This window comes from Streptomyces corallincola, assembly GCF_019104725.1.
GTDB classification, from domain to species: Bacteria; Actinomycetota; Actinomycetes; order Streptomycetales; family Streptomycetaceae; genus Streptomyces; species Streptomyces corallincola.
This window is the reverse complement of the sequence record NZ_JAHRXF010000008.1, coordinates 131,897-156,041: the sequence shown is the minus strand read 5'-3', so window position 1 is coordinate 156,041 and position 24,145 is coordinate 131,897. Positions and strand designations below refer to the sequence as shown.

Below are 24,145 nucleotides of genomic sequence, written 5' to 3'. Positions count from 1 at the left end.
AGAGCAGGCAAACGCCACCGTCCAGAGCCAGAGAACAGAGACGGCGGTGCCACGTGGTTCCGGACCCTGTCAGGCCGGTGCGGCCAGTTCTGCTCGGCCGAACAGGAACGCGTAGCCGCTCGGAAGTTGGGTGAGCAGGGCTGCGGTCAAGGGGGTGGGGAGGTGGGTGGAGAGGGTGGTGAGGACTGAGGTGGTGTGCCAGCGGGCGGTGGCGGGGGTGGTGTCGGGGAGGCGGGCCGCGACGGACTCCACGAACTCGCGGGCTGTCAGCGGGGTGGTGGAGGGGATCTCCGCGGCGATCAGGAGGGCGGCCTCGTGGGGGAGGGACTGGGCCAGGGAGACGCGTTCCTCGCCGGTGACCTGGGTGCCGAGGGCGGAGAGGACGGTGCGGGTGATCTGTTCCGCCTCCGGGGCCGTCTCGTAGCGGCCCGCCTCGCGCACCGCTTCCGTCAGCTCGGGCCAGCCGAGTGCGGGCGCGGCGAGTCTGGGGTGCGGGGTCGTCACGGTCATCGGGAACTCCTTCTCCGGGGCTGCGGGGCCGCCGACCTTGGGGCCTTGAGCGGTGGCCTTGAGCGGTGGCCTTCTGCACACCGGAAGGGCCCGTACCCCGTAATCCGGCCCGCATGAGCCGGAGTTGGGCCAAAGTGCGACATGGAGCGGGGTCGCGCGCTTCGGGTTCCGGTGACTCGTTCGGCCGCCGTCACCGTCCCCGTCACCTCTCCCCCGCCACCGGCATCCCCTCACCGCCCTCCCCTCCAGGACACCCGGGGTCGCCGACCCGGCCGCGTCCCGGCGGGCTAGCCTCCACTCCGTACGAAGCCGCACGAAGCTCGTACACGCACAGCAGAGGAGACATTCATGGCCGAAGTACCCAGCTCACTCGTCGCCGCGGGCGGACTCGTCGGTGGGTACGGTGTCGCGCGGTGGAGCGGGAGGCGGGAGTGGGGCGGGGCGGTGCTGGCCGTGGCCGGGGCCGCCGCGCATCTTCAGTGGCGTCGGCGCGCGGGCGGCACCGCCGCCCAGGTGCTGACCGGCGCCTATGTCGTCGCCTTCGGCGCCTCGCACCCGCTCGCCAAGAAGGTCGGCGCCTGGCCGTCCGTCCTCGGCGTCGCCGGGGCCGTCGCCCTCGCCTCCTGGGCCGTCGCCGACCGCCGCGCCTGAGACCGTGCCCGCGCGCGACGGCTCCTACAGCTCCGCCTGCCCCGCGCCCTTCAGCGACTCCAGGTCGAAGACGTCCGCCATCTCCTGGAACCCGCGGTCACTGGGGTGGAGATGGTCGCCGGAGTCGTAGCGCGGGCTCAGGCGGTGGACGTCGGTCGGGTCGCGGAGGGCCTTGTCGAAGTCCACGTACGCGTCGAAGACGTGCCCGGTGCGGATCTCGGCGTTCACCCGTTCCCGTACGCCCTCGCGCGCCGGGGTCGAGCCGAGGTGCCCGCCGAACGGCATCAGGGTCGCGCCGACGACCCGCAGCCCGTGGGCGTGGGCGTCGCGGACCAGGGTGCGCAGGCCGCCGACGATGCGGTCGGGGTCCGCGAGGCGCGGGTTGCGCAGGATGTCGTTGACGCCGAGGTCGATGACGACGACCTTGACGTCGGTCCGGGAGAGCACGTCCCGGCCGAAGCGGCCGATGCCGCTCTGGTTCTCGGCGGGGCGGCCGAGGCCGTCCGCGAGGACCTGGTTGCCGCTGATGCCCTCGTTGACCACCGCGTAGTGGGGCAGCGCCGCCCCGCCCGCGAGCGCCGCGCGCAGCCGCCCGGACAGCACGTCCGGCCAGCGCCGGTTGGCGCCGATCGTCGAGGTGACGCCGTCGGTGATGGAGTCGCCGAAGATCACGGCCGTACCGGTCGCCTCGTTGCTCAGCACGTCGAGGGCGGTCACGTAGCGCCAGTACGGCGTCTGCTGGGTGTACGGCGTGCCGGTCGCGTCCTCGGTGCGGTCGCCGTCGGCGACGTACGACATCTGGCGGGCGCGCGGGTGGTAGGTGACCGGGCCGGACGGGGTCGGGGAGTACGTGGTGACCAGCATGTCCGTGGCACGCGGGACCGTGAGGCGGACCGCGTCGCTGACGACCTGGCCGCCCGCGGGTATCACCGTGCCGGACGCGCCGCCGAAGGTGAGGCGCCGCATGCTGCCCGTCACCGCCGTGGGCGAGTTCGGGGAGGCCGCGACCGCCAGCGAGGCGTGCGAGATCGTCAGCGGCGACTGGCCGTAGAGGTTGGACAGCGTGATCCGGGCACCCGTGCCGCCGACACCGGTGTGGACGACGTTGCGGACCGAGCGGCCGGCCAGGCCCTCGGCCTCGGTGCCGGGCTCACCGCCGACCGGGGCGGTGGCCCAGCCGCCGACCCAGGTCCCGGCGGAGGCCGGGGCGACGGAGGAGTCGCGGTGCGGCCGTTCGGCGGCGGCGGGCGTGCCGCGGTGGGGTGAGCCGTCGTCGGCGCGGGCCGACACGTATATGGCGGCGGACAGCGCCACGACGAGTGCGACCAGGGCACTCAGGACGGCATAACCATGACGCTTGGTCATGCTGGCGTTCTTCTCCTCGGAAGACGGGAGCGCGGGCTCCGATCCGGTGTCCCCCATGATGTGGCACGAGGGGAGGAAGCTGACAGGTCCCTGCCGGAACTTCCGGACAGTCAGACGCCGGGAACTTCTCTTCCGTTCCGTAAGTCGGTCGGGAAGGGACAATTGTGTGCGGGATCACCGAACGGGTGGAGCAGATGGAACGCAGCAGGACGGCGGGCACGAGTGCGGGTACGGGCACGGGTACGGGTACGGGGAATGCGGCGCGGACCGGCCCGTCGTACCGGACCATGAACGCCTTCACCCCGGCCGACGAGGAACGGCGGCGCGGGGTACGGCGGATGAAGCTGACGGCGACCGGGCTGCTGCTGCTCGTCGCCGTGGTCTACGTGCTCGCCACGGTCGCCTCGCACCAGGGCGCGGGCACCTGGGCACGGTACGTGGCCGCCGCCGCCGAGGCGGGCATGGTGGGCGCGCTCGCGGACTGGTTCGCGGTGACCGCGCTGTTCCGGCACCCGCTGGGGCTGCCCATCCCGCACACGGCGATCATTCCGACCAAGAAGGACCAGCTCGGGGTCTCGCTGGGCGAGTTCGTCGGGGAGAACTTCCTCTCCGGCGACGTCGTACGGCAGCGGCTGCGCGCCGTCGGCATCGGCGGGCGGCTCGGCACCTGGCTGGCCGAACCGGAGCACGCGGACCGGGTCACGCGGGAGCTGGCGACCGCGCTGCGCGGGGCGCTGACCGTGCTGCGCGACTCCGATGTGCAGGCCGTCGTGGGCGAGGCGATCACCCGGCGGGCCGACGCGCAGGAGATCGCGCCCGGTCTCGGCAAGCTGCTGGAGCGGGTGGTGGCCGACGGCGGGCACCGGCGGGTGGTGGACCTCGTGGTGAGCCGCGCGCACGACTGGCTGGTGCTGCACCGGGGCGATGTGATGGTCGCCGTGGAGGGCGGCGCGCCCGGCTGGACGCCGCGTTTCGTGGACAAGCGGGTCGGCGAGCGCGTCTACAAGGAGCTGCTCCGCTTCGTCACCGAGATGCGCGACATGCCCGCCCATCCCGCGCGCGGTGCCCTCGACCGCTTCCTCACCGACTTCGCCGCCGACCTCCAGTCCGACTCGGAGACGCGGGCGCGGGTGGAACGCCTCAAGCGCGAGGTCCTCGGGCGGGGCGAGGTCCAGGACCTCATCGCCTCCACCTGGACGGCCGTACGCTCCATGATCGTCACCGCCGCCGACGACGAACGCAGCGAACTCCGCCTCCGCGTCCGCGCCGCCCTCCTCTCCCTCGGGCAGCGCCTCGCCGGTGAGTCCCCCATGCAGGGCAAGGTGGACGGCTGGGTCGAGAGCGCCGCCGTCTACGTCGTCACCACCTACCGCGACGAGATCACCTCCCTCATCACCGACACCGTCGCCGGCTGGGACGCCGAACACACCACCCGCAAGATCGAGGCCCACATCGGCCGCGACCTCCAATTCATCCGCATCAACGGAACCGTGGTGGGGTCACTGGCGGGGCTGGCGATCTTCGCCATCTCCCGGGGGTTCGGGGGCTGAGGGGCAGTAAAGGGGGCGGGGACAGTGGGGGTGTTCGGCACGGCTTAAGTGAGCAGAGGCGCGTAAACCTCCGGGTGGGGGCGCCTTGGGGGTTGGGGCGGTGGTGAAACCGCCCCCGGATGCCACGAAAAACTCCCACGCCTCGCACACCCCTCCAACCCCCCGGATCATGAACCCACCGCCTACTCGACGCAGACGCGGGCACCCGCCCCCCGTTCCTCGACGTGGAGGGGAGTCCATGAGCACACCGCACACCGGCCGACCGAACGACCCGGTCCGGACCAGGACGATCACGACCGACATCCCGGCAAGACTGGACCGCCTCCCGTGGTCCCGCTGGCACTGGACCGTGGTGATCGGCCTCGGCACCGTATGGATTCTGGACGGCCTTGAGGTCACGGTCGTCGGCAACATCGCGGGCCGCCTCTCCGAACCGGGCAGCGGCCTGGACATCTCCTCGGGCCAGGTCACGGGCCTGGCCGCCGCGCTGTACGTCGCGGGCGCCTGCGTGGGAGCGCTGTTCTGGGGGCGCCTGACCGACCGCTTCGGCCGCAAGCACCTCTTCATGATCACCCTGGTGGTCTATCTCGCGGCGACCGCGCTGACGGCTGTGTCCTTCGCGCCCTGGTGGTTCCTGCTGTTCCGGTTCCTGACGGGCTTCGGCATCGGCGGCGAGTACGCGGCGATCAACTCCGCGATCGACGAGCTGATCCCGGCGGACTACCGGGGCCGGGTGGACCTGATCATCAACGGCAGCTTCTGGCTGGGCGCGGTGGGCGGTTCGCTGCTGTCGATCGTCGCGCTGAACACGGATCTGATCGCGGCGGACCTCGGCTGGCGGCTGACGTTCGCGCTGGGTGCCGTACTCGCCCTGGTGATCCTCCTGGTGCGACGGCATGTGCCCGAGAGTCCGAGGTGGCTGCTGATCCACGGGCGGGACGCGGAGGCGGAGGAGATCGTCGGCGGGATCGAGCGGCGGATCGCTGCGGAGCGGAGCGAGCCGCTGGCGGAGCCGCGGGGCGAGCTGGAGATCGAGCAGCGGAAGAGCATCACGTTCCGGGAGATCGCGGCGACGGTGTTCGGGCAGTACCGCAAGCGGGCGGTGCTCGGATTCTCCCTGTTCATCGGGCAGGCGTTCCTCTACAACGCCATCACCTTCGGCTTCGGCGCGATCCTGACGACGTTCTACAAGGTGCCGTCCGACCACACCGGCTACTACTTCGCGGTGATCGCGGTCGGCAACTTCTTCGGCCCGCTGCTGCTGGGCAAGCTGTTCGACACGGTCGGGCGGCGGGTGATGATCTCCTCGACGTACCTGCTGTCCGGGCTGCTGCTGTTCGGTACGGCGTGGCTGTTCGACCGGGGTGCGCTGAGCGCGACCACGCTGACGGCGTGCTGGTGCGTGGTGCTGTTCTTCGCCTCGGCGGGCGCGTCCAGCGCGTACCTCACGGTGTCGGAGATCTTCCCGATGGAGACGCGGGCGATGTCCATCGCCTTCTTCTACGCCATCGGTACGGCCGCCGGTGGCATCAGCGGCCCGCTGATCTTCGCGGACCTCACCGGCAGCGGGCGGGTCGGGGACACCGCGCTGGCGTTCTCGATCGGCGCGGGTCTGATGTGCGCGGCGGGTCTGGTGGCCGCGTTCCTCGCGGTGAACGCGGAGCGGCGGTCCCTGGAGGACATCGCGCGTCCGCTGACGGCGGTGGCCGGGAAGGCCCGCCAGGCGGCGAAGGCGACCCGCCCCGACCCCGACACGGGCCCCGGCGGTCCGCCCCTGCCCCCGGCGGCGGGCCTGCCGTAGGCCACGGTTCTCCCCGGGGCAGCCGGGCTGCCTCGGGGAGAACCATGAGATCCGCCTCCGGCATGGATCAGGGGCGGACCAGGGACATCCCCGAGATGCGGGGGACCCGCACCGGGAATACTGACTCCATGACCCGCCTGATTCTCGCCACACGCAACGCCGGAAAGATCACCGAGCTGAGGGCCATCCTGGCCAACGCCGGTCTCCCCCACGAGCTGGTGGGCGCCGACGCCTTCCCCGAGGTGCCGGACGTCAAGGAGACCGGGGTGACCTTCGCGGAGAACGCGCTGCTGAAGGCGCACGCGCTGGCCCGGGCGACCGGCCTGCCCGCGGTGGCCGACGACTCCGGTCTCTGCGTGGACGTGCTGAACGGCTCCCCCGGCATCTTCTCCGCCCGCTGGGCGGGCCGGCACGGCGACGACCGGGCCAACCTCGATCTGCTGCTCGCCCAGCTCTCCGACATCGCCCCCGAACACCGGGCCGCCCACTTCGCCTGCGCGGCGGCCCTGGCCCTGCCCGACGGCACCGAACGCGTGGTCGAGGGCCGCCTCACCGGCACCCTCCGCACCGAACCCACCGGCACCCACGGCTTCGGCTACGACCCGATCCTCCAGCCCGACGGCGACACCCGCACCTGCGCCGAACTCACCCCGCCCGAGAAGAACGCGATAAGCCACCGGGGCAAGGCGTTCCGCGCACTGATACCGGTGGTGCGGGAGTTGCTGGGCTGACCGGCGCGGAGCGAGGAGACCGGCGCACGGAAAGACCCCGCACCTTTGGTCTTCGGTGCGAGGTCTCTCCCTCTGTGGGCCCGGTGGGACTCGAACCCACGACATACCGGACCTAAACCGGCATCCTCTAGCCAGCTGGGATACGGGCCCTCAGCGGGCACCCACTCTACTGGTCACCGTCCGACCGGCGACGCCCTCCTCGGCACCGCGTACCGGTGACGGCGGCCCGGCGCCCGGGCCCGGCCCGACCGGCGGGGTGCCTGCGGTCCGGTCCGCGACGGCACAGCACGTGCCGGGTGGTCGCGTACGGGGCGCCCGCCCGCACCCCGTACGGTCGGGGGCGGGCAGGGGCAGACAGACGGGCAGGCAGACGGGTCAGATGCCCAGATCCTTGATGATCTTGGCGACGTGGCCCGTGGCGCGGACGTTGTAGAGGGCTCGTTCCACCTTGCCGTGTTCGTCCACGACGACGGTGGAGCGGATGACGCCCTGGTAGGTGCGGCCGTAGTTCTTCTTCTCGCCGTAGGCGGCGTAGGCGTCGAGGGTGTGGTGGTCGGGGTCGGCGAGGAGGGTGATCCTCAGGGACTCGGTGTCGCGGAACTTGGCGAGCTTCTCGGGCTGGTCGGGGGAGATGCCGATGACGTCGTAGCCCGCGCCTGCCAGGAGTTCCAGGTTGTCGGTGAAGTCGCACGCCTGCTTGGTGCAGCCGGGGGTGAGGGCGGCGGGGTAGAAGTAGACGATGACCTTGCGGCCCTTGTGGTCCGACAGGGACACCTGCTTGCCGTCGGCGTCGGGGAGGGTGAAGGCGGGGGCCACGTCGCCGGGCTGGAGTCGCTCGCTCATCGGTCCAGCGTAACGGGGGGCGTTGAGGTGCGGCGCGGCCGGGAACTGACAGACTGTCCAGGACAGACATCAGCAGACTTCGGAGGCCGTACGGTGGCGGACACGTCGGACACCAGGACAGCGGCGCAGATCGAGGCGGACATCAAGCGCCGCCGCGACGTGCTGGCCGAGACGCTCGACGAGATCGGGGTGCGGGTGCACCCCAGGACGATCGTCGGAGACGCCAAGGCCAAGGTCGTCGCCAACGTCGATCACACGGTCGGCCGGGCATACGTGCAGGTCAACCGGGTGGTGAGTGACGTCAGGGCGCAGTTCGTGGACGACCAGGGCTCGCCCCGCCTGGAGCGGGTGGTTCCGGCCGCGCTCGTCGTGGTCGGGGTCGTGGGCCTGCTCGCCCTGGGTGCGCGCAGGCGCCGGGGCTGACCGGGTCGTACGGGCGGGCGCGGGGCAGGTAGGTTCGAGGCGTGAGCGCCAAGAGGAACGAGCACAACGACCCGCAGCACGACAAGCTGCCCATCCGGATGCTGCACGACCGGGTTCTGGTCAAGCAGGACTCCGGGGAGGGCGAGCGCCGCTCGGGCGGCGGCATCCTGATCCCCGCCACGGCGGCGGTCGGGCGGCGGCTGGCCTGGGCGGAGGTCGTGGCCGTGGGCCAGAACGTCCGCACCGTCGAGACCGGCGACCGGGTCCTGTACGACCCGGAGGACCGGGCCGAGGTCGAGGTGCGGGGTGTGGCGTACGTCCTGATGCGTGAGCGCGACCTGCACGCGGTGGCCGCCGACCGGTTCGAGGGCGCCGAGGACTCCACCGGGCTCTATCTCTGACCCGGATCACCACAGCGGGACCCGAACGGCCGCGAAGGGGCCGGTGACCATCGTCACCGGCCCCTTCGCCGTTCCCGTTCCCGCCCCGCTCCCGCCCCGGCCGTCCCCTTGCTACCGTCGGCCGGATACCCGACGAGACGCGCCGTACCGGGCCCCGCAAAGACGACGCACCCCAGAGAAGTCCCGAGGGACTCCCAGGGAAATCCCGGGGAGCCCCGGTCCCGGAGGTGTGAAGTACAGCGAGGGTTTCACCCGTCCCGTCCCCAGCGTGCTGACCGGCGCCGGGATCGTCGCCAGCATGCTGCTGCTGTCGTACGCGGCCCGCTCCCTGCCCATCGGTACGGCGTACGGGGTGTGGGTCGGCATCGGCGCGGCCGGGGCCGCCGTTCTGGGCATGGTCGTGCTGGGCGAGCCGGTCACGGCGGCCCGGATCTTCTTCGTGTGCCTGCTGCTGGTCGCCGTGGTGGGACTGAAGGCGACCGGGGGCCATTAGGGCCTGGCTCCACAATCCCGCCTCGCGGCGCCCGCGCCCGTGCACGGCGAAGGCCCGCCGGAAGGAAGCCCTGGAAACAGGGACCCCGACCCCGGCGGGCCTTCATCCGTACCTGGTCATCCGTACCTGGTCATCCGTACGCGGTCGTGCGGACGCGGTCGTCCGGCCCGGTCATCCGCGCACCGTGCCGGACCCCGGCGCTATGGGAACGTCCCGCCGATCGGGCTCGTCCCCGCCGTGCCGCCGCCCGCGGGGCCTCCCCCGGCGGCGCCGCCGGGAGTGCCGCCGCCGGTGGCCGCGCCGCCCGGGGTGCCGGTGGCACCGCCGTCGGCCGTGCCGCCGCCCGGGGTGCCGCCCGTCGTGCCGGTGGTGGTGCCGCCGTCCGTGGTGGCGCCCCCGTCGGGGGGCGTACCGCCGTTGGTGGCGCCGCCGTCGCCGGGGGTACCGGCCGTGCCGTCGGTCGGGGTGCCGCTGGGGGCGCCGTCGGTCTGGCCGCCGGTGGTGGTCGTACCGCCGTCGCCGGGAGTGGCGGGCGGGGCGGACGGGTCGCCGGTGGGCTGCTGGGGCTTGTCGGCGTCCGGCATGAGCTGGAGGTCGAAGTCGGCGACCGGCTTCCCCTTCAGCGCGGCGCGGGTGTACTGCGCCCAGATGGCGGTGGGCGGGCCGCCACCGTTCATCCGGGGCACGCCGAGCGCGTTGTAGAGCGACTTGTGCTGCGCGGTGACCGGGTCCTGGCCCATGACGGAGACCACGGTGGCGAGGTCCGGGGTGTAGCCCGCGAACCAGGCGGCCGTGTCCTCCTCCGCCGTACCGGTCTTACCGGCCGCCGGACGGCCGGCCGCCTGCGCGGCGATGGCCGTACCGCTCTGCACGACGCTGCGCAGCACCGAGGTGGTGGTGTCGGCGGCCTCACGGCTCACGGCCTGCCGGGTGTCGCGGCCGGGCAGCCTGATGACGTCGGTGCCGTCCTTCGTGATCTTGTCGATCATGGTGTACGTGCCGTGCTCACCGTGGTTGGCGAGGGTGGCGTACGCCTCCGCCATGTCCAGCACGCTGGCGTTGGCGGTGCCGAGCGCGATGGACGGGTACGGCTGGAGGTCCTTGGTGTCCTCGGGGATGCCGAGGTCCACCGCGGTCTTCCTGACCTTCGCGGGGCCGACGTCCACGGCCATCTGGGCGTACACCGAGTTCACCGACAGGTCGGTCGCCTTGCTGACGGTGATCTGGCCGTACGACTTCTCGTCCTCGTTCTCCGGGGCGTACGGCCCGCCGCTCCAGCCCTTCACGGGGCGGCTGCTGGTGCCGTCGTAGTACGTGGTCGGGGTGATCGGGCGGCCGTCCTGCGTGGTGGAGGAGTTCTGCACGGCGGAGGTGAAGACGAACGGCTTGAAGGTGGAGCCGACCTGGAAGTCACCGCGGGTCGCGCCGTTGGTGTACTGCTTCACGTAGTCGATGCCGCCGTAGATGGCGACGACCTTGCCGGTCCGGGGATCGACGGAGGCGCCGCCCGCGCGGACGTAGGTGTCGGCCTTGCGGTTCTTCTTGTCCAGCTTGGAGATCAGCTGGTCGTTGACGGCCTTCTCGAAGGCGTTCTGCTTGTTCCGGTCGAACGTCGTCGTGATGCGGTAGCCGCCGCGCTGGAGCTCCTCGCGGGTGAGGATCTTGTGCTCGGTCAGGTAGTCCTTGACCGCCTCGACCAGATAGCCGCGCTGCCCGGAGAGCCCGGTGGAGACCGTCTGCTCCTTCGGCATCGGGAACTTCATGCCCTGCCGCTCGGACTCGGCGAGCCAGCCCTTCTTGACCATGCCGTCCAGCACGTAGTTCCAGCGGGCGAGGGCGGCGGGCTTGTTCTCCGGGTGCGCGACGACGTCGTACTCGCTGGGCGCGTTGACCAGTGCGGCGAGGTAGGCGGCGCGGGCCGGGTCGAGGTCGGTGGCGTCCACGCCGTAGTACGCCTGGGCGGCGGCCTGGATGCCGTACGCGTTGCGGCCGAAGTAGCTGGTGTTGAGGTAGCCCGCCAGGATGTCGTTCTTCGACTTGGTGCGGTCGAGCTTGACCGAGATGAAGAACTCCTTGGCCTTGCGGGTGACCGTCTGCTCCTGGGCCAGGTAGTAGTTCTTGACGTACTGCTGGGTGATGGTCGAGCCGGACTGCTTGCCCTTGCCGGTGGCCGTGTTCCATCCGGCGCGGAGCATCGCCTTGGGATCGATGGCGGACTCGGTGTAGAAGTCCCGGTCCTCGGCGGCCAGTACGGCGTGCTGGGCGGCCTTGGACATCTGCGCCAGGGAGACGATCTCGCGGTTGATCTCGCCGTCGCGGGCGAGCTGGGAACCGTCGGCGTAGAGGTAGACGTTGCCCTGCTTGATGGCGAGGGCGTTGGCGGACGGGATCTGCACCATCGAGTAGCCGACGAAGAACAGGCCGATCACGGCGAGTACGCCGAGTACGGCGGTGCCCAGCAGCATGCGCCAGGTGGGCAACAGACGGCGCCAGCCGGTGCGCTTGCGCTTCTTGGGCTTCTTGCCGTCTCCGCCGCCGCTGCCGTCCCCGTTCCCGCCGCCTCCGCCACCGGGGCCGGTGGGACCCGAGGGACCCGCCGGGCCGGAGGGGTTACCGCTCGCGGGCGGTACGGGGGTGGGGGTGCGCGGAATCGGGGCGGTCACGCCCGCCGCACCGGACGCGGAGGTGGTCGCGCCGGTGGGACCCGGGCGCCCCGGCTGGGGCCGACCCTGCTGGGGCCGCTCCCCTCCGGACTCGCCCGGCTTCGGCTGCCCCGGGTTCGCCTGCCACTGCTTCGCCTGCCCCTGCTTCGGCTGCTCCGGCTCGCGCGGCGCGTTGGCCCGGCGGAGCACCTGCGTGCTCTCGGCTGCCTCGGCGGCCCCGGCTGCCCGCGTCGCCTGCGTGGCGGCGTCCTTGGGCGCGCGGGGCGCGTTGACCCGGCGCAGGACCTGGGTGCTGTCGGCGCCCTCGGCGAGAGCGCTCGGCCCGGCGGCCGGGGCGGGGACGGCGGGCTTGGCGGGGTCGGCCGCCTTGACCGCCGGGGTGGGGCTGGCGGCGGGCGCCGCGTTCCCCGAGGTCTGCCCGGCGGGCTTCCCGGCGGACTCCCCCGCAGGCTTCCCCGCGGGCTGCTTCCGCGCCCCCTGCGCACCCGCGGGCCGCTCCCCCGCCCCGGACGCCTGGGCCGGTACGCCCGCACCGCCCGTGCCGCCCGCACCGGAGCTCGGCGTGGCCGTGGTCTCCGTACCGCCCAACTGGGCGGCCAGCGCGGCGCGTCGGGCCGCGCGCGGGTTGCCCTCGGCGTCCTTCGCGGCCGGTTCCCCGGCGGAATCGGCTTCCTGGGCAACGGACTTGGCGCCGGACGCGGTGTCCGCCCCGGCTCCGCCCCGGGCCTCGTCCTTCCGCCCGGGCTGCCCCTGGCTCCCCAACTGGGCGGCCATCGCGGCCCGCCGGGCGGCACGGGCCGCACCGGGGTCGGCCTCGGAACCGGAGGAACCGGAGGTGGCGGAGGACGTGCCGGACGTGCCCGGTGCCTCCGACCCGGGGCCGGGCCCGCGAGGCGCTGCCTGCGGCGGCACCTTCGCGTCAACGGGGCGCCCCTCGACACCCCCCTTACGAGTGTTCTCGGCGTCGGCGGCGGGCGGGGTCGTCGCCCCGCGCCCCTCCGCGCTGCCCCCCGGTTCACCGGGCCGCCCTTCAGCCGGCAGGGGTCGATCCGGTGCCCCGCCCTCGTGGTGCTGCGGCTGCGGCTCGTCGCTCATGTCGTGCACGGACTCCTGTTTCGCGTCGTACGTTTTCCGTACGCCTCATACGCCTCGTACGCCTGTTGCGCCCCTGATGAAGACTCTCGCGCCGGGCTTTCCGTTCCCGGATTCCGGCCCGCTTCCAGGGAAAACACGTGGCCGTTCGCCGTACCTCCGCACTAGTCTCCTGCGCTTCGGTGTCGAGCGGTCCGGGGAGGCTGACTGGTGTGGGCGCGGGACGGTTGTACGGAGCCGTCGCGGTGGGGGGATTCAGACGGTACGCGACGTACCGCGCCGCCACCGCGGCAGGGGTGTTCACCAATACGGTCTTCGGACTGATCCTTGTCTACACGTACCGCGCGCTGTGGGACGAACGACCGCACCTGGGAGGGTACGACCAGGCGCAGGCCCTCACCTACGTGTGGATCGGGCAGGCGCTGCTGGCGACCCTGTCGATCGGGGGCGGCGGTGTCGAGGTGGAGCTGACGGAGCGCATCCGGACCGGCGACGTGGCCGTGGACCTGTACCGCCCCGCCGATCTCCAGCTCTGGTGGCTCGCGGCCGATCTGGGGCGGGCGATGTTCCAGCTGCTGGGGCGCGGAGTGGTGCCGTTCGTGGTGGGCGCGCTCTGCTTCCCGCTGTATCTGCCGCGCGACGCGGGGACCTGGCTGGCCTTCCTGGGCGCGGTGCTGCTGGCGATGCTGGTGGGGTTCGGGCTCCGGTATCTGGTCGCGCTGACCGCGTTCTGGCTGCTGGACGGCACCGGGGTCGCGCAGATCACCTGGCTGGTCGGCTTCTTCTGCTCGGGCATGCTGCTGCCGCTGAACGTCTTTCCGGGCACGCTCGGCGAGGTCGTGCGGCTGCTGCCGTGGTCGTCGCTGCTCCAGCTCCCGGCGGACGTGCTGCTCGGGCACGCCGATCCGCTGGGCACGTACGCCTTCCAGGCGGCCTGGGCGGTGGTGCTGCTGGGCGCGGGCCGGTTGATCCAGGCGGCGGCGACACGACGGGTGGTGGTCCAGGGTGGCTGAGGCGGAGCGCGTGGCGGCGGGCGGCCACGGGGAACGGAGCGCGCCGGGTGAGCACGCCGGAGGCGGTGAGCGGGCGGGGTCCGGCGAGTGGGCCGGAGGCGGTGAGCGGGCGGGGTCCGGCGAGTGGGCCGGGACCGGGCGGATCGCGGCCGGGCTGCGGACGTACGGCCTGATCGCGGCGATGTGGACGCGGTCCACGATGGCGTACCGGGCGTCCTTCGCGCTGAGCACGCTGACGAGTTTCGCGGCGACGTTCTTCGACTTCGTGGCGATCATGCTCATGTTCTCGCGGGTGAGGGCGCTGGGCGGGTACGCGCTGCCCGAAGTGGCGTTCCTGTACGGGCTGTCGGCGGTGTCGTTCGGGCTGGCGGACCTGGCGATCGGCTCGATGGAGCGGCTGGGGCGCAGGGTGCGGGACGGCACGCTGGACACGCTGCTGGTGCGGCCCGCGCCGGTGCTGGCGCAGGTGGCCGCCGACCGGTTCTCGCCGCGCCGGATCGGCCGGGTGCTCCAGGGGGCGCTGGTGCTGGGCTGGGCGCTGGCCCGGCTGGACGTGGTGTGGACGGCGCCGAAGCTGCTGCTGATGCCGGTGACGGTGCTGAGCGGGTTCGGGATCTTCTGCTCGGTGTTCGTGGCCGGGGCGGCGTTCCAGTTCGTGACGCAGGACGCCTCCGAGGTGCAGAACGCGTTCACCTACGGGGGTACGACGCTGCTCCAGTACCCGCCGACGGTGTTCGGGAAGGAACTGGTGCGCGGGGTGACGTTCCTGCTGCCGCTGGCCTTCGTCAACTGGCTGCCCGCCTGCTACGTGCTGGGGCGGCCGTATCCGCTGGACCTGCCGGGGTGGACCGCGTTCGCCTCCCCGCTGGTCGCGGTGGCCTGCTGCGCGCTGTCGGGACTGGCGTGGCGGGCGGGACTTCATTCGTACCGGAGCACAGGGAGCTGAGGACAGTGACGGGCGAGCCGGAGGCAGTGGCCGGACCGGGGGCGTTGGCCGCGCCGGGTGCGCCGGAGGCGGACTTCATCGTGCTGGACCGGGTGGAGAAGGTCTTCGAGGTGCGCCGGAAGACCGGGTTCCTGAAGCGGGAGCGGCGCGAGGTGCGGGCGGTGGACGCGCTGTCGTTCAGCGTGGCGCGGGGCGAGATGGTCGGGTACATCGGGCCGAACGGCGCCGGGAAATCGACCACGATCAAGATGCTGACCGGCATCCTCACCCCGAGCGGGGGCCGGTTGCGGGTGGCGGGCACCGACCCGGCGCGGGAGCGGCGGCGCCTCGCGCACCGGATCGGGGTGGTGTTCGGGCAGCGGACCACCCTGTGGTGGGACCTCCCGCTGATCGACTCCTACCGGCTCGCGCACCGCATGTACCGCGTCCCGGACGCCCGTTACCGCGAGAACCTGGAACGCTGCGTCGAACTCCTGGAGCTGGGAGACCTGCTGGACGTACCCGTACGACAGCTCTCGCTCGGCCAGCGGATGCGCGGGGACATCGCGGCGGCCCTGCTGCACGACCCGGAGGTGCTGTACCTGGACGAGCCGACGATCGGCCTGGACGTAATCTCCAAGGCGAAGGTGCGGGGCTTCCTGAAGGAGCTGAACGCCGAACGCGGCACCACCGTCCTGCTGACCACGCACGACCTCCAGGACATCGAGCAGCTCTGCTCGCGGGTGATGGTGATCGACCACGGCCGACTCGTCTACGACGGCGCGCTCACCGGGCTGCACGAGGCGGCGGAGGGCGAGCGGACCCTGGTGGTGGACCTGGAACGCGAACTGCCGCCGGTCGAGGTGCCCGGCGGCCGGGTGGTCCGCGTCGAGGGCCCACGCCAGTGGCTGGCCTTCCCGGCGGGCCGCTCGGCAGCCCCCCTGGTCGCCCACATCGCCGAGCGCTACCCCCTGGTGGACCTGTCCGTCCGGGAACCGGACATCGAGGAGGTCATCGCCAGGATGTACGCGGGGCGCGGGGTGTCGTAACGGACCTGGGGGCGCCGACGTGCCGCTCACACGTCCGGCCGCGTGCGGTCCGGCCCCCGGGTGTCGTACCAGGAGATGGCGAAGGTGACGGCGAGGACGCCGATGATGAACGTCAGCGACGCCCACACCGGCACCTTGTAGAAGTCGGTGAGCAGGAGTTTCACGCCGACGCCGGCCAGGATGACCCCGAGGCCGGTCTGGAGGTGCCGGAAACGCCGGGCCGCGCCGCTGATCAGGAAGTAGGCGGCGCGCATGCCGAGCAGGGAGAAGGCGTTCGCGGCGAACACGATGAACGTGTCCTGGGTGACCGCGAAGATCGCCGGGATGCTGTCCACGGCGAAGACGACGTCGGTCGTCTCGATGACGAGCAGGGCGGCCAGCAGCGGGGTGACGGTCCAGACCCCGTTCACCCTGACCAGCAGCCGCTGGCCGTGGAGCCGGTCGGTGACCGGGGCCACCCGGCGCAGGGCGCGCAGCACGAGGTTGCGGTCGGGATGCACCTGGGTCGCGCCGTGCCGGAGGATCTTGACCGCCGTCAGCAGCAGGAGCGCCCCGAAGACGTAGATGGTGGCGTGGAAGGCGTCCAGCAGCGCGGCACCGACGATGATGAAGACCGCCCGCATGGCGAGCGCTCCCACGATGCCCCACATCAGGACCCGGTGCTGGTATTTGTCCGGGATGCCGAAGTACCCGAAGATCAGGGCGAAGACGAAGATGTTGTCCACGGACAGGCTCTTCTCGATGAGATAGCCCGCCAGGTACTCCTCGGCCGGTCCCGGGCCCCGCCAGATCGCCAGCAGACCGCAGAAGGCGAGGCCCAGCAGCACCCAAACGGTGCTCCACAGGGCGGCCTCCTTGATCGAGATCACCGTCGCCTTCCGGTGGATCACGACGAGGTCCAGGACCAGCACCACCACGAGGAAGGCGATGAGGACGATCCAGGCAGTGAGCGGTGTCTCCATTCCGCGCCCCTACCCGATCACGCCGCGAGACGCACCCTTCGCCCCTTTTGTCCACTCACCTGATGACAACCCCGCGTTTCCGTCGGAGCAATCGGCCGAACGCGCGGGAGACGACGGCCGGTCCGGGAGGCCATCTCCAGGATGTACGCGGAGAGGGAGGTCTCGTACGCTTCTGCCATGACCGACGACGCAACGCCGGAACTCCGCGCCTCCGACGCCGACCGTGAACGGGTGGCCGAGGTGCTGCGGGACGCCCTCGCCGAGGGGCGCCTGGACATGGAGGAGTTCGAGGAGCGGCTGGAGGCGACGTACAAGGCGCGCACCTACGCGGAGCTGGCGCCGATCACCCGTGACCTCCCGGTGGGCGGCACGGTCGCCCCGGTGCCGGTGTCGTTCGCCAAGGCCCCTGCCGAGCAGGGGAGTTGGTCGAGCCGGATCGTCGGCGGCGAGGGCTCGTCGGGTGGCGGGATCGCCGTGCTGGGCGGGTTCCAGCGCAAGGGGCGCTGGACGGTGCCCCGCAGGTTCACGTCCTTCGCGTTCTGCGGCGGCGGTGAGATCGACCTGCGGGACGCGGACTTCGCGGCCCGCGAGGTGGAGATCAACTGCGTGGCGATCATGGGCGGTATGCAGGTGACGGTGCCGCCCGGCGTCGAGGTCGTGGTGCGCGGCATCGGCATCATGGGCGGCTTCGAACACCCCGGCGGCGACGACGTGCCCGAGCCGGGCGCGCCCCGCGTGGTCATCACCGGCTTCGCCTTCTGGGGCGGCGTCGGCGTGGAGCGCAAGGTGAGCCGGGCCGAGCGGCAGCGGCTCAGGGAGCAGCGCCGCCAGGAGCGGGTCGAGCGCCGCCAGTCACGGCACGAACTCCACCGGGGGCGGCGGGAGAACGACGACTTCTGACCGCTCCGCCCCACCGCCGCGCTCCGGTGACGGACGTGGTCACGGCTTGCACACCTTGGTCAGCTCGCCCGCCGCGTCCGTGAGGGGGCCGGTGTCCGGGGAGCGGTCACCGGCGTGCAGGGAGCGGCGTACGGTCGCGGCGGCGCCGCCGACGCGGTCCACGGCGGTACGGAGAGCGGTGTCGTCCGCGCCGGTGCCGCCGGTGCCGTCATCGGTGTCGATGGTGCGGAGTTCGCGGTCGATGGTGTCGAGCGAGTCGCCCGCGCGGCCCGTGTCGGCGGGCGTCTCCTCCACGGCCTGCTGAAGACCGGTGACGCCGTCCGCGATGGCGTCGGCGGTCCGCAGGCAGTCCGGGGCCGGGTGCCCGGAGCCGCAGCCCGTGAGCAGCGCGGCGGTGGCCACCACCGCGAGCAGCGCGGCGCGGCGGCTTCGGCGGACGGCCATGAAGCGGGTCCCCTCCTGGATACGACGGCGGTACGACGATATGACAGCACGGGCGCGCGGGTTGTGGCCGCGCGCCCGTACCCGTAGGGACGCCTCAGGGGTGGGGCGGGTTGCGCCCGCGCCCGCCCCGAAACCGGGAAACCGGAGAGCCGGGGCCGAGGGCGGGCCGGGGGCGGGGGCGGGCGGGAGTGTGCGGACGGGCTCTACCGCTCCCGCGTCGCCTCCAGCGCGGCCCGCTGGATGGTGGCGAGGTCGTCGCAGCCGCTGACGGCGAGGTCGAGCAGGGAGTTCAGCTCGTCGCGGGCGAACGGCTCGGCCTCGGCGGTGCCCTGGACCTCGACGAACCGGCCGTCACCGGTGCAGACGACGTTCATGTCGGTGTCGGCCCGCACGTCCTCCTCGTAGCAGAGGTCGAGCAGCGGGACGCCGCCGACGATGCCGACGGAGACGGCGGAGACGGTGCCGGTCAGCGGCTTGCGCCCGGCCTTGATCAGCTTCCGGCCCTGCGCCCAGGCGACGGCGTCCGCGAGGGCGACGTACGCGCCGGTGATGGCGGCGGTGCGGGTGCCGCCGTCGGCCTGGAGGACGTCGCAGTCGAGGACGATGGTGTTCTCGCCGAGCGCCTTGTAGTCGATGACGGCGCGCAGCGAGCGGCCGATCAGGCGGGAGATCTCGTGGGTGCGGCCACCGATCTTGCCGCGCACGGACTCGCGGTCGCCGCGGGTGTTGGTGGCGCGGGGGAGCATGGCGTACTCCGCGGTGACCCAGCCCTCTCCGCTGCCCTTGCGCCAGCGCGGGACGCCTTCGGTGACCGAGGCGGTGCAGAAGACCTTGGTGTCGCCGAAGGAGACGAGGACGGAGCCCTCGGCGTGCTTGCTCCAGCCGCGTTCGATGGTGACGGGGCGGAGCTGTTCGGGGGTGCGGCCGTCGATTCGAGACATGCCCGAACCCTATCGGCAGCACGGCGAGGGGCCTCCCCCGCAGGAGGAAGCCCCGGCCGGAGAAGCCCCGGACGCCGGGAAGGTGCGGCGCGGACTACATCATGTCCTCGATCTCCGCCGCGAGCGGGTCCGCGTCGGTGCCGATGACGACCTGGATCGCGGTGCCCATCTTCACGACGCCGTGCGCGCCCGCGGCCTTCAGGGCGGCGTCGTCCACCAGGGAGGGGTCGTGCACCTCGGTGCGCAGCCGGGTGATGCAGCCCTCGATCTCGTCGATGTTGTCGATGCCGCCGAGCCCGGCGACGATCTTCTCAGCCTTGCTGGCCATGCTCTTTCTCCCTGATCCGAACCGCTTTGTCGCAGTAACCCACAGTTGGCCCATCAATGCGAGCGGTCGCGCCGCGGAGCGCCGGAAGATGGCGGTCACGACAGCGGAACCGTCCGCCGACTGGTCTACACCACCGCGCGGACGGCCACCAAACCGCCGCGGGACCGAGCGGCCACGGGACCGACCGCCACCGCACCGGGGGCCTGCGGGCCAGGGAGACGCCGATGAGCAGCGAGTACGCGGCGGGTCCGGGGCGCGCCCGCTGGGGCCGGTTGTTCCAGGGGCTCCAGAAGATGGGCCGGAGTCTCCAGTTGCCCATCGCGGTGCTCCCGGCGGCGGGTCTGCTCACCGGGCTCGGACAGCCGGGCGTGGTCGGGGCGGACGGCCTCGGCTGGACGGCGGTGTCGAAGGTGATGCTGGGCGCGGGCAGCGCGCTGCTCGACGGCTCGCTGGGGCTGCCGCTGCTGTTCTGCGTGGGCGTGGCCATCGGCATGGCGAAGAAATCGGACGGCTCGACGGCGCTCGCGGCGGTCGCCGGTTTCCTCGTCTACTACGGAGTGCTGCGCCAGTTCCCCGAGGACTGCCCCGGCGGTTCGACGGCGGTGGCGAACGTCGGCTGCCAGGTCCGGGACGGTTCGGTGACCGCGTTCACCTTCCAGAACCCCGGTGTGTTCGGCGGGATCGTGATGGGACTGCTGGCCGCGTTCCTGTGGGCGAGGTTCCACCGGACCCGGCTGGTGGACTGGCTGGGCTTCTTCAACGGGCGGCGGCTGGTGCCGATCATGATGGCGTTCGCCGGAATCCTCTTCGCCATCGTGTGCCTGTGGGTGTGGCCGCCGGTCGGCGCGGGACTGGAGACGTTCAGCCGGTGGCTGCGGGACGCGGGGCCGTGGGGTGCGGGGATCTTCGGCGTGGCGAACCGGGCGCTGCTGGTGATCGGGCTGCACCAGTTCCTCAACGTGCCCATCTGGTTCCAGTTCGGCAGTTACACCAAGCCGGACGGGACGGTGGTGCACGGTGACATCAACATGTTCCTCGCGGGCGACCCCGACGCGGGGCAGTTCACCTCGGGCTTCTACCCGATCATGATGTTCGCCCTCCCGGCGGCGGCCCTCGCCATCACGCACTGCGCGCGCCCCGAGCGGCGCAAGGAGGTCGGCGGGCTGATGCTGTCGGTCGCGCTGACCTCGTTCGTGACCGGCATCACCGAACCGCTCGAATACAGCTTCCTGTTCATCGCCCCCGTCCTCTACGCGGTGCACGCGGTGCTGACCGGCGTCTCGATGGCGGTCACCTGGGCGCTCGGCGTCCATGACGGCTTCGCCTTCTCCGCCGGTCTCATCGACTACGTCATCAACTGGAACCTCGCCACCCGCCCCTGGCTGATCATCCCCATCGGCCTGTGCTTCGCCGCCGTCTACTACACGGTCTTCCGCTTCGCCATCACGAGGTTCGACCTCAGGACACCGGGCCGCGAGCCGGCGGAGGATGTCGAGGACACGACCAAGGTCTGACGACGCACCGTCGGCTCCGGCGGTCAGGCGACAGCCCCGGAACCCCATGTGACCTGCACGGCGCGTGACTTCACGGTGGCGGAACAGCGGGTTCCTCATCCGCCTTCATCGTGCTACAACAGGTCTACACCACCTGGTGGTGTAGACCACCCCGATGGAGGATTCATGAGCACCGCCACCGCCACCGCCACCGGCACGGCGGCTCCCGCGAGGAAGCGGGGCTCCGGCCTGTTCCAGGGTCTGCAGAAGATCGGCCGCAGCCTCCAGCTCCCGATCGCCGTGCTCCCGGCGGCGGGCATCATGGTGCGGCTGGGCCAGGACGACATCTTCGGCAAGGACGGGCTCGGCTGGGACCGGGTCGCCACCGTCTTCGGCGCGGCCGGTGGTGCCCTCACCAGCAGCCTGCCCCTGCTGTTCTGCATCGGTGTGGCCATCGGCTTCGCCAAGAAGGCGGACGGCTCCACCGCGCTCGCCGCACTGGTCGGCTTCCTGGTCTACAGCAAGGTGATCCAGGCGTTCCCGCTCGTCCCGGAGCACATCGAGAAGGGCCAGATCGTCGCGGCGTCGTACAACGACCCCGGTGTGCTGGGCGGCATCATCATGGGCCTGCTGTCCGCCGTGGTCTGGCAGCGGTACCACCGCAAGCGGCTGGTGGACTGGCTCGGCTTCTTCAACGGCCGTCGCCTGGTGCCGATCCTGATGGCCTTCGTCGGTCTGCTCGTCGGCGTGGTGTTCTCCCTGGTCTGGGAGCCGATCGGCCGGGGCATCACGCACTTCGGCGAGTGGATCACCGGTCTCGGTGCCGCCGGTGCGGCCCTGTTCGGCCTGGTCAACCGCGGTCTGATCCCCATCGGCATGCACCAGTTCGTCAACACCGTCGCCTGGTTCCAGATCGGCAGCTTCAAGGCGCCCGACGGCACAGTCTTCAACGGCGACTACAACCGCTTCCTGCACGGCGACCCCGGCGCCGGAATGTTCATGTCCGGCTTCTTCCCGATCATGATGTTCGGCCTGCCCGCCGCCGCGCTGGCGATGGCGCACGCGGCCCGCCCCGAGCGCCGCAAGGCCGTGCTGGGCATGATGGTCTCGCTCGCCCTGACCTCGTTCTTCACCGGTGTCACCGAGCCCATCGAGTTCTCGTTCATGTTCGTCGCGCCGGTGCTGTACGCGGTGCACGCGGTCCTCACCGCCGCCTCGATGGCGATCACCTGGGCGCTGGGCGTGCACGACGGCTTCAACTTCTCGGCGGGCGCGATCGACTACGGGCTGAACTGGAGCCTCGCCACCAGGCCCTGGCTGATCATCCCGATCGGCCTGGTGTTCGCGGTCGTCTACTACGTCCTCTTCCGCTTCGCCATCGTGCGGTTCGACCTCAGGACACCGGGCCGCGAACCGGAGGAGGAAGTGGACGACCTCACCGGGGCGTGAGCCCCCCGCACCTCTCGGACGAGGCCCCGGAACCGATCGGTTCCGGGGCCTCGTCCGCGTACCGGGAGGTCAGATCTCGTACGTCCGGCGGGGCACCGCCAGTTCCACCGGCCCCGCGAAGGCCGCGCGGGCGTCCGCGAGGTTGATCCCGGGGTCGGTCCAGGGCGGGATGTGGGTGAGGACCAGACGGCGGGCGCCCGCGCGGGAGGCGGTCTCACCGGCCTCGCGGCCGTTGAGATGGAGGTCGGGGATGTCCTCCTTGCCGTCCGTGAACGCGGCCTCGCAGAGGAACAGGTCGGCGCCGCGGGCGAGTCGCTCCAGCGCCGGGGAGATCCCCGTGTCGCCGGAGTACACCAGGGATCGCCCCGCGTGCTCGACCCGGATCGCGTACGCCTCGACGGGGTGCCGCACCCGCTCGGTGTGCACGGTGAACGGGCCGACCTCGAAGCTGGACGGCTTGACCGTGCGGAAGTCGAAGACCTCGCTCATCGCGGACGCGGAGGGCGTGTCCGCGTAGGCGGTGGTCAGCCGGTGCTCGGTGCCCTCGGGGCCGTACACCGGGAGGGGCTCGCAGCGCCCGCCCTCGTGGCGGTAGTACCGCGCGACGAAGTAGGCGCACATGTCGATGCAGTGGTCGGCGTGCAGATGGCTGAGGAAGATCGCGTCGAGGTCGTAGAGACCGCAGTGGCGCTGCAACTCGCCCAGGGCGCCATTGCCCATGTCGAGCAGCAACCGGAAGCCGTCGGCCTCGACGAGGTAGCTCGAACAGGCCGAGTCCGCGGACGGAAACGACCCCGAGCAGCCGACGACGGTGAGCTTCATGAAGCAGAAACCTCCGTAGGCGGGAACCGGGTGTGCGGGAGGGAGGGGTGACTCGGAGACGGCACGGGAGAACGGATGACGGACGCACGGTGGGTGACCGTACGGTCCGTCGAGCGTACGGCGCCGGGGGACGGGCCGCTCCTCTGCTCCCGGCGGTTGTGGGCGAACTCACCTGCGCCGTCACCGGTTCGGCTGGACCGGAGGGCGTGCGGGCGTGGGGGAAGGGCGCGCGCCGCCGGACGCGCGCCGGTACCGTCGTCCTCATGGACACGTCCTGGTGGCTCGCGCTCGGCGCGGTGGTGCTGCTCGCGCTGCTCGCCTCGCTGATCGACGGCTGGGGCCGGGGGCATCGCAGCCGCCGCCGTCGCCGCGCCTCCCGCCCGCCGTCCCGCCCGCGCGGCCGGGACGACCGGCGTACGACGGCCACCCGTCCGTCACCGGGTGACATCTGGTGGGCCGAGGTCCCCTACGAGGACCGCCCCGAGTCCAAGGACCGGCCGTGCCTGGTGCTGGCGGTACGGGGCGACCGGGCGACCGTCGCCAAGATCACCAGCAGGAACCAGGACGCCCGCCCCGGCGCCATCCCCCTCCCGCCCGGCGCGGTGGACGACGCCCGGGGCCGCCCGAGCTTCCTGCGCACCGACGAACTCCGCGAGGTCCCGGTCGCCGACTTCCGCCGCAGGGCGGGCACCCTCGACCCGGACCTCTGGAAGCGGCTCAGGCACCTCGCGGACTGACCGACCGGCACCGCGGCACCCCGCGCTCCCCAACCGCCCCTCCCTCGGCGGGTGTTCGCTACTTCACCCGCACCGTCGCGGTCCAGGACTGGAGACCCTTGCAGGACATCTCGCCCGGCTTCTGGGCGCAGAGGGGGCGGGAGGAGGTGAGCGTGCTGGTGCCGGGGGCCTGGGCGGAGTAGGCGGCGGTCGCGTCGCCGGGCCGGAGGACCAGGCCCGCGTTGATCGCGGTGAGGGAGCCGCCGGTGACGGTGGGCCCGGCCCAGGGGCGGTCCTTGGTGCCGTCCAGGGTGAGCCGGACCTCGCCGCCCCGGGTGACGCACACCGTGTGCCCGTTGTCGGCGGCGGTCAGCTCCACGTGCGACGCGCAGGTGCCCGTGGAGTGAGAGGGGGGCGCCTTCGGTGCGCCCTTGTCCGCCGATCCGGTCCCCGCGCCGCATCCGGTGAGGAGGAGCGCTGCCGCCGCGAGGGCGGTGAACGTCGTCGTACGGCGTGCCAACAGCATGGGGGTGCCTCTTCTCTGCCGTGCCCGGCGGGTCGCCGGTGCCCTGGGTACCGG

At 72.1% G+C, this 24,145-nt stretch carries 24 protein-coding genes, 1 tRNA gene and 1 riboswitch; of the genes, 14 read left to right on the top strand and 11 right to left on the bottom strand.

Annotation, left to right across the window (positions count from 1 at the left end; all coding sequences use genetic code 11):
- Nucleotides 1–69 precede the first annotated feature (69 nt).
- A complete protein-coding gene (locus KUM39_RS08615; RefSeq protein ID WP_217784837.1) occupies nt 70–510 on the bottom strand; it encodes a DUF2267 domain-containing protein in 441 nt (146 codons plus the stop codon).
- 348 nt (nt 511–858) lie between these two features.
- Here KUM39_RS08615 and KUM39_RS08610 point away from each other — a divergent pair, with 348 nt between their 5' ends.
- Complete coding sequence (locus KUM39_RS08610; protein ID WP_217784836.1) at nt 859–1,161, top strand: hypothetical protein; 303 nt, start codon at nt 859–861, stop codon at nt 1,159–1,161.
- A 24-nt stretch (nt 1,162–1,185) separates the two neighbouring features.
- Here the strand turns inward: KUM39_RS08610 and KUM39_RS08605 are convergent, their stop codons facing one another.
- Nucleotides 1,186–2,526, bottom strand: coding sequence for an SGNH/GDSL hydrolase family protein (locus tag KUM39_RS08605; RefSeq protein WP_217784835.1), 1,341 nt, complete (start codon nt 2,524–2,526; stop codon nt 1,186–1,188).
- Between the two features lie 164 nt (nt 2,527–2,690).
- On the opposite strand from KUM39_RS08605, the gene KUM39_RS08600 reads away from it, so the two are divergent.
- The 3 genes from KUM39_RS08600 (at nt 2,691) to rdgB (ending at nt 6,608) form a co-directional block, all read left to right on the top strand.
- On the top strand, nt 2,691–4,076 hold the full coding sequence (locus tag KUM39_RS08600; protein WP_372455726.1) for a DUF445 domain-containing protein: 1,386 nt from the start codon (nt 2,691–2,693) through the stop codon (nt 4,074–4,076).
- A 238-nt stretch (nt 4,077–4,314) separates the two neighbouring features.
- Entirely contained in the window at nt 4,315–5,877 is a 1,563-nt protein-coding gene (locus tag KUM39_RS08595) for an MFS transporter (protein ID WP_217784833.1), read from the top strand.
- Between the two features lie 128 nt (nt 5,878–6,005).
- Nucleotides 6,006–6,608: an RdgB/HAM1 family non-canonical purine NTP pyrophosphatase gene (gene rdgB / locus KUM39_RS08590; RefSeq protein WP_217784832.1), complete on the top strand. Its 603-nt coding sequence runs from the start codon at nt 6,006–6,008 to the stop codon at nt 6,606–6,608.
- Between the two features lie 75 nt (nt 6,609–6,683).
- Here the strand turns inward: rdgB and KUM39_RS08585 are convergent.
- Together KUM39_RS08585 and bcp are read right to left on the bottom strand one after the other, a co-directional pair.
- Nucleotides 6,684–6,758: transfer RNA gene (locus tag KUM39_RS08585), tRNA-Leu, on the bottom strand.
- 225 nt (nt 6,759–6,983) lie between these two features.
- On the bottom strand, nt 6,984–7,451 hold the full coding sequence (bcp, locus tag KUM39_RS08580; protein ID WP_217784831.1) for a thioredoxin-dependent thiol peroxidase: 468 nt from the start codon (nt 7,449–7,451) through the stop codon (nt 6,984–6,986).
- 93 nt (nt 7,452–7,544) lie between these two features.
- Between bcp and KUM39_RS08575 the strand changes: the two genes are divergently transcribed.
- The 3 genes from KUM39_RS08575 (at nt 7,545) to KUM39_RS08565 (ending at nt 8,768) form a co-directional block, all read left to right on the top strand.
- Entirely contained in the window at nt 7,545–7,874 is a 330-nt protein-coding gene (locus KUM39_RS08575) for a DUF3618 domain-containing protein (protein WP_217784830.1), read from the top strand.
- A gap of 41 nt (nt 7,875–7,915) precedes the next feature.
- Nucleotides 7,916–8,275 carry a GroES family chaperonin gene (locus KUM39_RS08570; RefSeq protein ID WP_217784829.1) on the top strand — a complete coding sequence of 120 codons (360 nt, stop codon included), beginning with the start codon at nt 7,916–7,918 and terminating at the stop codon, nt 8,273–8,275.
- A 109-nt stretch (nt 8,276–8,384) separates the two neighbouring features.
- Nucleotides 8,385–8,447, top strand: a riboswitch (guanidine-III (ykkC-III) riboswitch).
- 30 nt (nt 8,448–8,477) lie between these two features.
- The gene (locus tag KUM39_RS08565) at nt 8,478–8,768 is read left to right on the top strand and encodes a DMT family transporter (RefSeq protein ID WP_217784865.1); all 291 of its coding nucleotides are present in this window, start codon (nt 8,478–8,480) and stop codon (nt 8,766–8,768) included.
- A 200-nt stretch (nt 8,769–8,968) separates the two neighbouring features.
- Here the strand turns inward: KUM39_RS08565 and KUM39_RS08560 are convergent, their stop codons facing one another.
- Nucleotides 8,969–11,713 carry a transglycosylase domain-containing protein gene (locus tag KUM39_RS08560; protein ID WP_246619828.1) on the bottom strand — a complete coding sequence of 915 codons (2,745 nt, stop codon included), beginning with the start codon at nt 11,711–11,713 and terminating at the stop codon, nt 8,969–8,971.
- Between the two features lie 1,022 nt (nt 11,714–12,735).
- On the opposite strand from KUM39_RS08560, the gene KUM39_RS08555 reads away from it, so the two are divergent.
- From KUM39_RS08555 to KUM39_RS08545, 3 genes are read left to right on the top strand one after another with little or no spacing between them, the layout of a single operon-like run.
- Nucleotides 12,736–13,536 carry an ABC transporter permease gene (locus KUM39_RS08555; RefSeq protein WP_217784828.1) on the top strand — a complete coding sequence of 267 codons (801 nt, stop codon included), beginning with the start codon at nt 12,736–12,738 and terminating at the stop codon, nt 13,534–13,536.
- Entirely contained in the window at nt 13,529–14,482 is a 954-nt protein-coding gene (locus KUM39_RS08550; protein ID WP_372455725.1) for an ABC transporter permease, read from the top strand. Before KUM39_RS08555 ends, KUM39_RS08550 begins: the two co-directional genes overlap by 8 nt.
- 26 nt (nt 14,483–14,508) lie before the next feature.
- Nucleotides 14,509–15,510 (top strand): ABC transporter ATP-binding protein, encoded by a 1,002-nt coding sequence (locus KUM39_RS08545; RefSeq protein ID WP_308288087.1) that lies wholly within the window; start codon nt 14,509–14,511, stop codon nt 15,508–15,510.
- Between the two features lie 26 nt (nt 15,511–15,536).
- On the opposite strand, the gene KUM39_RS08540 is transcribed toward KUM39_RS08545, so the two are convergent.
- Nucleotides 15,537–16,472 carry a TerC family protein gene (locus tag KUM39_RS08540; RefSeq protein ID WP_217784827.1) on the bottom strand — a complete coding sequence of 312 codons (936 nt, stop codon included), beginning with the start codon at nt 16,470–16,472 and terminating at the stop codon, nt 15,537–15,539.
- Nucleotides 16,473–16,649: 177 nt separating this feature from the next.
- On the opposite strand from KUM39_RS08540, the gene KUM39_RS08535 reads away from it, so the two are divergent.
- A complete protein-coding gene (locus tag KUM39_RS08535) occupies nt 16,650–17,372 on the top strand; it encodes a DUF1707 SHOCT-like domain-containing protein (protein ID WP_217784826.1) in 723 nt (240 codons plus the stop codon).
- A gap of 39 nt (nt 17,373–17,411) precedes the next feature.
- Here the strand turns inward: KUM39_RS08535 and KUM39_RS08530 are convergent, their stop codons facing one another.
- From KUM39_RS08530 to KUM39_RS08520, 3 genes are all read right to left on the bottom strand, one after another.
- Nucleotides 17,412–17,816, bottom strand: coding sequence for a hypothetical protein (locus KUM39_RS08530; RefSeq protein WP_217784825.1), 405 nt, complete (start codon nt 17,814–17,816; stop codon nt 17,412–17,414).
- A gap of 203 nt (nt 17,817–18,019) precedes the next feature.
- Nucleotides 18,020–18,757: a ribonuclease PH gene (gene rph, locus KUM39_RS08525; RefSeq protein WP_217784824.1), complete on the bottom strand. Its 738-nt coding sequence runs from the start codon at nt 18,755–18,757 to the stop codon at nt 18,020–18,022.
- Nucleotides 18,758–18,851: 94 nt separating this feature from the next.
- On the bottom strand, nt 18,852–19,085 hold the full coding sequence (locus KUM39_RS08520) for a PTS sugar transporter subunit IIB (RefSeq protein ID WP_217784823.1): 234 nt from the start codon (nt 19,083–19,085) through the stop codon (nt 18,852–18,854).
- A gap of 224 nt (nt 19,086–19,309) precedes the next feature.
- On the opposite strand from KUM39_RS08520, the gene KUM39_RS08515 reads away from it, so the two are divergent.
- On the top strand, nt 19,310–20,599 hold the full coding sequence (locus KUM39_RS08515; protein WP_217784822.1) for a PTS transporter subunit EIIC: 1,290 nt from the start codon (nt 19,310–19,312) through the stop codon (nt 20,597–20,599).
- A 165-nt stretch (nt 20,600–20,764) separates the two neighbouring features.
- Complete coding sequence (locus KUM39_RS08510; protein ID WP_217784821.1) at nt 20,765–22,027, top strand: PTS transporter subunit EIIC; 1,263 nt, start codon at nt 20,765–20,767, stop codon at nt 22,025–22,027.
- 69 nt (nt 22,028–22,096) lie between these two features.
- Here KUM39_RS08510 and KUM39_RS08505 read toward each other — a convergent pair whose 3' ends face one another.
- On the bottom strand, nt 22,097–22,849 hold the full coding sequence (locus tag KUM39_RS08505) for an MBL fold metallo-hydrolase (protein ID WP_217784820.1): 753 nt from the start codon (nt 22,847–22,849) through the stop codon (nt 22,097–22,099).
- A 263-nt stretch (nt 22,850–23,112) separates the two neighbouring features.
- Here KUM39_RS08505 and KUM39_RS08500 point away from each other — a divergent pair, with 263 nt between their 5' ends.
- The gene (locus KUM39_RS08500; RefSeq protein ID WP_217784819.1) at nt 23,113–23,586 is read left to right on the top strand and encodes a type II toxin-antitoxin system PemK/MazF family toxin; all 474 of its coding nucleotides are present in this window, start codon (nt 23,113–23,115) and stop codon (nt 23,584–23,586) included.
- A gap of 58 nt (nt 23,587–23,644) precedes the next feature.
- Here the strand turns inward: KUM39_RS08500 and KUM39_RS08495 are convergent, their stop codons facing one another.
- A complete protein-coding gene (locus KUM39_RS08495; RefSeq protein ID WP_217784818.1) occupies nt 23,645–24,091 on the bottom strand; it encodes a hypothetical protein in 447 nt (148 codons plus the stop codon).
- Nucleotides 24,092–24,145: the final 54 nt, after the last annotated feature.

What these genes read in the sequence shown, in the direction of transcription:
- KUM39_RS08495 (WP_217784818.1), bottom strand. Translation starts at nt 24,091, where the DNA reads ATGCTGTTGGCACGCCGTACGACGACGTTCACCGCCCTCGCGGCGGCA.
- KUM39_RS08610 (WP_217784836.1), top strand. Translation starts at nt 859, where the DNA reads ATGGCCGAAGTACCCAGCTCACTCGTCGCCGCGGGCGGACTCGTCGGT.
- bcp (WP_217784831.1), bottom strand. Translation starts at nt 7,451, where the DNA reads ATGAGCGAGCGACTCCAGCCCGGCGACGTGGCCCCCGCCTTCACCCTC.
- KUM39_RS08505 (WP_217784820.1), bottom strand. Translation starts at nt 22,849, where the DNA reads ATGAAGCTCACCGTCGTCGGCTGCTCGGGGTCGTTTCCGTCCGCGGAC.
- KUM39_RS08605 (WP_217784835.1), bottom strand. Translation starts at nt 2,526, where the DNA reads ATGACCAAGCGTCATGGTTATGCCGTCCTGAGTGCCCTGGTCGCACTC.
- KUM39_RS08530 (WP_217784825.1), bottom strand. Translation starts at nt 17,816, where the DNA reads ATGGCCGTCCGCCGAAGCCGCCGCGCCGCGCTGCTCGCGGTGGTGGCC.
- KUM39_RS08615 (WP_217784837.1), bottom strand. Translation starts at nt 510, where the DNA reads ATGACCGTGACGACCCCGCACCCCAGACTCGCCGCGCCCGCACTCGGC.
- KUM39_RS08510 (WP_217784821.1), top strand. Translation starts at nt 20,765, where the DNA reads ATGAGCACCGCCACCGCCACCGCCACCGGCACGGCGGCTCCCGCGAGG.
- KUM39_RS08595 (WP_217784833.1), top strand. Translation starts at nt 4,315, where the DNA reads ATGAGCACACCGCACACCGGCCGACCGAACGACCCGGTCCGGACCAGG.
- KUM39_RS08540 (WP_217784827.1), bottom strand. Translation starts at nt 16,472, where the DNA reads ATGGAGACACCGCTCACTGCCTGGATCGTCCTCATCGCCTTCCTCGTG.
- rdgB (WP_217784832.1), top strand. Translation starts at nt 6,006, where the DNA reads ATGACCCGCCTGATTCTCGCCACACGCAACGCCGGAAAGATCACCGAG.
- KUM39_RS08520 (WP_217784823.1), bottom strand. Translation starts at nt 19,085, where the DNA reads ATGGCCAGCAAGGCTGAGAAGATCGTCGCCGGGCTCGGCGGCATCGAC.
- KUM39_RS08500 (WP_217784819.1), top strand. Translation starts at nt 23,113, where the DNA reads ATGGACACGTCCTGGTGGCTCGCGCTCGGCGCGGTGGTGCTGCTCGCG.
- rph (WP_217784824.1), bottom strand. Translation starts at nt 18,757, where the DNA reads ATGTCTCGAATCGACGGCCGCACCCCCGAACAGCTCCGCCCCGTCACC.
- KUM39_RS08515 (WP_217784822.1), top strand. Translation starts at nt 19,310, where the DNA reads ATGAGCAGCGAGTACGCGGCGGGTCCGGGGCGCGCCCGCTGGGGCCGG.
- KUM39_RS08535 (WP_217784826.1), top strand. Translation starts at nt 16,650, where the DNA reads ATGACCGACGACGCAACGCCGGAACTCCGCGCCTCCGACGCCGACCGT.